Here is a 3,759-nt window from a genome sequence, read left to right on the forward strand (position 1 = left end):
GCTCGGGCGGGTGCCCGCGGTGCTGCACGTGCAGGACGTCTGGACCCGCGACGGCGCGGATGAGGGGGGCGAGGGGCGCTGGGCCGCGAGGGCGCGGGCGATGCCGATGCGCTGACGCTGACCGCCGGAGAACTGGTGCGGGTACCGATTGATGTGCTCCGGGTTGAGCCCGACCAGGTCCAAAAGCTCTTGAACCCGCTTGGCCTTGCTGCCCTTCGGCGCGGCATCCGGGTGGATCTCGAACGGCTCACCGATGATGTCGCCGACGGTCATCCGCGGGTTCAGCGAGGTGTACGGATCCTGCATCACCATCTGCATGTTGCGGCGCAGCCGGCGCAGCTCACCCCCGGAAGCCTTGAACAGGTCCTTGCCCTCCAGGGTGGCGCGCCCGGAGGTGGGCGTCTCCAAGCGCATCAGCAGCCGGGCGAGGGTGGACTTGCCGCAGCCGGACTCGCCGACGACGCCGAGCGTCTCGCCCCGACGCAGCTCGAAGCTCACCCCGTCGACGGCCTTCACCGCCCCGATCTGCCGCTGGAACAGCACGCCCTGGGTGATCGGGAAGTGCTTCACCAGGTTGTCGACGGCGAGAATGGTCTCGCCGCGGACCTTCGTGGGGTTAGCGGGCGACGCTGTCATCACGGACCTCCTGCGCGAAGTGGCAAGCGCTGGTCCGGCCGTCGCCGAGGACCAGGTCGTGCGGCACCTCGTCCACGCAGACCTGCTGGACGTACGGGCACCGGGGGTGGAACGGGCAGCCGGACGGGATGCGCATCAGGTTCGGCGGCAACCCCTTGATCGTCGACAGTTCCTGGCCGCGAACGTCCAGGCGCGGGATCGACTCCAACAAACCCTTCGTGTACGGGTGGGCGGGTGCCTTGTAGAGCGAGCGGACGTCGGCGTGTTCGACGATCCGGCCGGCGTACATGACAGCGATCCGGTCCGCGACACCGGCGACCACACCCAGGTCGTGGGTGATCAGGATCATCGCCATGTTGAGTTCCCGGCGCAGGTCGGCCAGCAGGTCCATGATCTGGGCCTGCACTGTCACGTCGAGGGCCGTGGTGGGCTCGTCGGCGATCAGCACCTTCGGGTCCAGCGCCAACGCCATGGCGATCATGACGCGCTGCCGCATACCGCCGGAGAACTGGTGCGGGTAGTCGCCGATCCGCTTGGCGGCACCCGGGATCTTGACCAGATCCATCAGCTCGACGGCACGACGTCGAGCGTCGGCTCGGGACATGCCGGCGCGCTGGCGCAGCGTCTCACCGATCTGCCAGCCGACGGGGAAGACCGGGTTGAGGGCGGAGAGCGCGTCCTGGAAGATCATCGCGATCTCCTTGCCGCGTACCTGCCGGCGCTGCTCCTCGGAGCGGGTGAGCAGATCCTCACCCTGGTAGAGGATCTGGCCGGAACGGACGAACGCGGGCGGGGTGTCCAGGATGCCCATGATCGCCTGGGCGGTGACCGACTTCCCCGAGCCGGATTCGCCGAGCACGGCAAGGGTCTCGCCGGCGTCCAGGTGGTACGACACCCCGTTGATCACCCGGGCGACACCCTCGTTGGTGCGGAACTCGACGTGCAGGTCCCGCAACTCCAGCAGGTGACCGCCCTCGGGAGTGGCGGAGGCGGGAGTGGGATTGACGGTCATGATGTTCTCACCGCAGCTTCGGGTCGAAGGCGTCACGGATCGCGTCGCCGAGCATGATGAACGCCAGCACGGTCAGTGCCAGGAAGGCAGACGGGACGATCAACGGCGTGGCCGCCTCCCGCATGTGGATCCGGCCGGTGTCGATGTCCTGCCCCCACGAGATGGTGGGCGCCTTCAGGCCGATGCCGAGGAAGGAGAGCGTCGCCTCGGCCGCGATGAACGAGCCGAGCGCGATGGTCAGCACGACGATCGCCGGGGCCAGCGAGTTCGGCAGAATGTGCCGCCACATGATCCGGCTGTTGCCGGCGCCGAGCATCCGGGCCGCCGCGACGTAGTCCTGCTCCTTCGCGGTGATCACCGAGGACCGGACCACGCGGGCGGCGGTGGTCCAGCCGAGGAGGGCCAACACGAAGACGACAGCGCCGATCCGAGCCCACTGGTTGTCGCTGGACACCCGCTTGAGCAGCACGATCGCGGCCAGCAGCAGCGGAATGCCGAGCACCACGTCGATCACCCGGGATAGCACCGCGTCGACCCAGCGGCCGAAGTAACCGGCCAGCATGCCGACCACCAGCGCGATGATGCCGGTGCCGAGCGCGGCGAGCGCGCCGACCAGCAGCGATGCCCGGGTGCCGTAGACCGCCCGGGAGTACGTGTCGCAGCCCTGGAAGTCGTACCCGAAGATGGCCCCGCCGGACGGCCCGGCGTGCTGCCGGGAGAGCAGGCAGTCGTTCGGGTTGTTGGCCGTGAAGACCCCGGGCAGCAGCGCCATCAGGGTGAAGATGACGACCAACGCCAGCGAGATCCAGAAGATCGGGTTGCGGCGCAGGTCGCGCCAGGCGTCTCCGGCCAGGCTGCGGGGCTTGTTCGCGGCGCCGACCTGGTTGGGCGTGCCCGGCTCTCCCGAGGGGCCACGTCGCGCGGCCTGGTTCTCGGTGGCCGCCACAGTCTCAAAGTCACTCATAGCGGATCCTCGGGTCGAGTACGGCGTACAGGACGTCCACCACCAGGTTCGAGACCAGGTAGACCACGACGAGCACGCTGACGATGCCCACCACCAGGGGGCCGTCCTCGGTGCGGATGCCGCGGAAGAGGTTGAAGCCCACGCCGGGGATGTTGAAGACGCCCTCGGTGATGATCGCGCCGCTCATCAGGTTGCCCAGTTCCACACCGAGGAAGGTGACCACCGGGATCAGCGAGTTGCGCAGCACGTGAACGATGACGATGCGCCGCTTGACCAGGCCCTTGGACCGGGCGGTCCGGACGTAGTCCGCGCGCAGGTTCTCCGCCACCGAGGCCCGGGTGAGTCGTAGGGCGGTGGCCAGCGACAGCGAGCCGAGCACGATGCCCGGCAGCAGGAGCGCGTAGAACGTCGGGTCGGAGCCGGCGGTGGGTGGGAAGAGCTGCCACTTGACGCCGAGGAAGTACTGCGCCAGCGGTGCCAGCACGATCGTCGGGATGCCCAGCACCAGCAGGGTCAGCACCAGCGTCGAGTTGTCGAAGATGCTGGCCCGGCGGATGCCGGCGAGGACCCCGGCGGTGACACCGAAGATGATCGCCACGGCGAGCGCGATGAGCGCGAGCCGCACGGTGACCGGCCAGGCCTGCTGGAGGATGTCACCGATACTCCGGCCGGTGAGCGACTCGCCCAGGTTGCCCTGGAGCAGGTCCTTCACGTAGTCGAAGTAGCGGTAGAAGAAGCCGCCGACGCCCGTCTGATCCAGGTTGTACTTCTCGGTGAGGTAGGCCCGCTGCGCTGGCGTCACCGGCCGTTCGCCGGCGAGCGCCTGGATCGGGTCGCCCTGCCCGGCGAATGTCAGCGCGTAGACGATCAGGGTGGTCCCGAAGAACGCCAGGACCATCTGCAGTAGGCGCCGCAGGATGTAGCGGAACATGCTTAGCAGTCTCTCCGGAAATGTGCGAAAGGGTCGCAGGACGGCATCTCTGGTCGTACCCGAAATATCCGAGACGTGCCGTCCGGCCCGGTGGAGCCGGCGCCACCGACGCCGGGTCCGCTGCTGCGGCCCGGCCCCGGTGGGCCGAACTCACGGATCTCCAGACCACCCGAGATGATCTTCACTGGCGCGAACATGGTGGGGAGCGTAGAGCCA

Annotated in this window: 4 protein-coding genes; all 4 read right to left on the reverse strand. The window is 68.4% G+C overall.

Going from position 1 to position 3,759, the window contains the following annotated elements:
* The coding region (locus tag ABZ749_RS31360; protein ID WP_357234139.1) for an ATP-binding cassette domain-containing protein at nt 1-636 on the reverse strand (636 nt) is incomplete at its 3' end.
* A complete protein-coding gene (locus ABZ749_RS31365) occupies nt 617-1,648 on the reverse strand; it encodes an ABC transporter ATP-binding protein (protein ID WP_112583768.1) in 1,032 nt (343 codons plus the stop codon). The genes ABZ749_RS31365 and ABZ749_RS31360, both read right to left, overlap by 20 nt.
* Nucleotides 1,649-1,655: 7 nt before the next feature.
* Entirely contained in the window at nt 1,656-2,612 is a 957-nt protein-coding gene (locus ABZ749_RS31370; RefSeq protein ID WP_357207420.1) for an ABC transporter permease, read from the reverse strand.
* Nucleotides 2,605-3,543 (reverse strand): ABC transporter permease, encoded by a 939-nt coding sequence (locus tag ABZ749_RS31375; protein ID WP_112583767.1) that lies wholly within the window; start codon nt 3,541-3,543, stop codon nt 2,605-2,607. The genes ABZ749_RS31370 and ABZ749_RS31375 overlap by 8 nt, the downstream gene beginning before the upstream one ends.
* Nucleotides 3,544-3,759: the final 216 nt, after the last annotated feature.

Source organism: Micromonospora sp. NPDC047753, from assembly GCF_040642735.1.
Taxonomy (GTDB): domain Bacteria; phylum Actinomycetota; class Actinomycetes; order Mycobacteriales; family Micromonosporaceae; genus Micromonospora.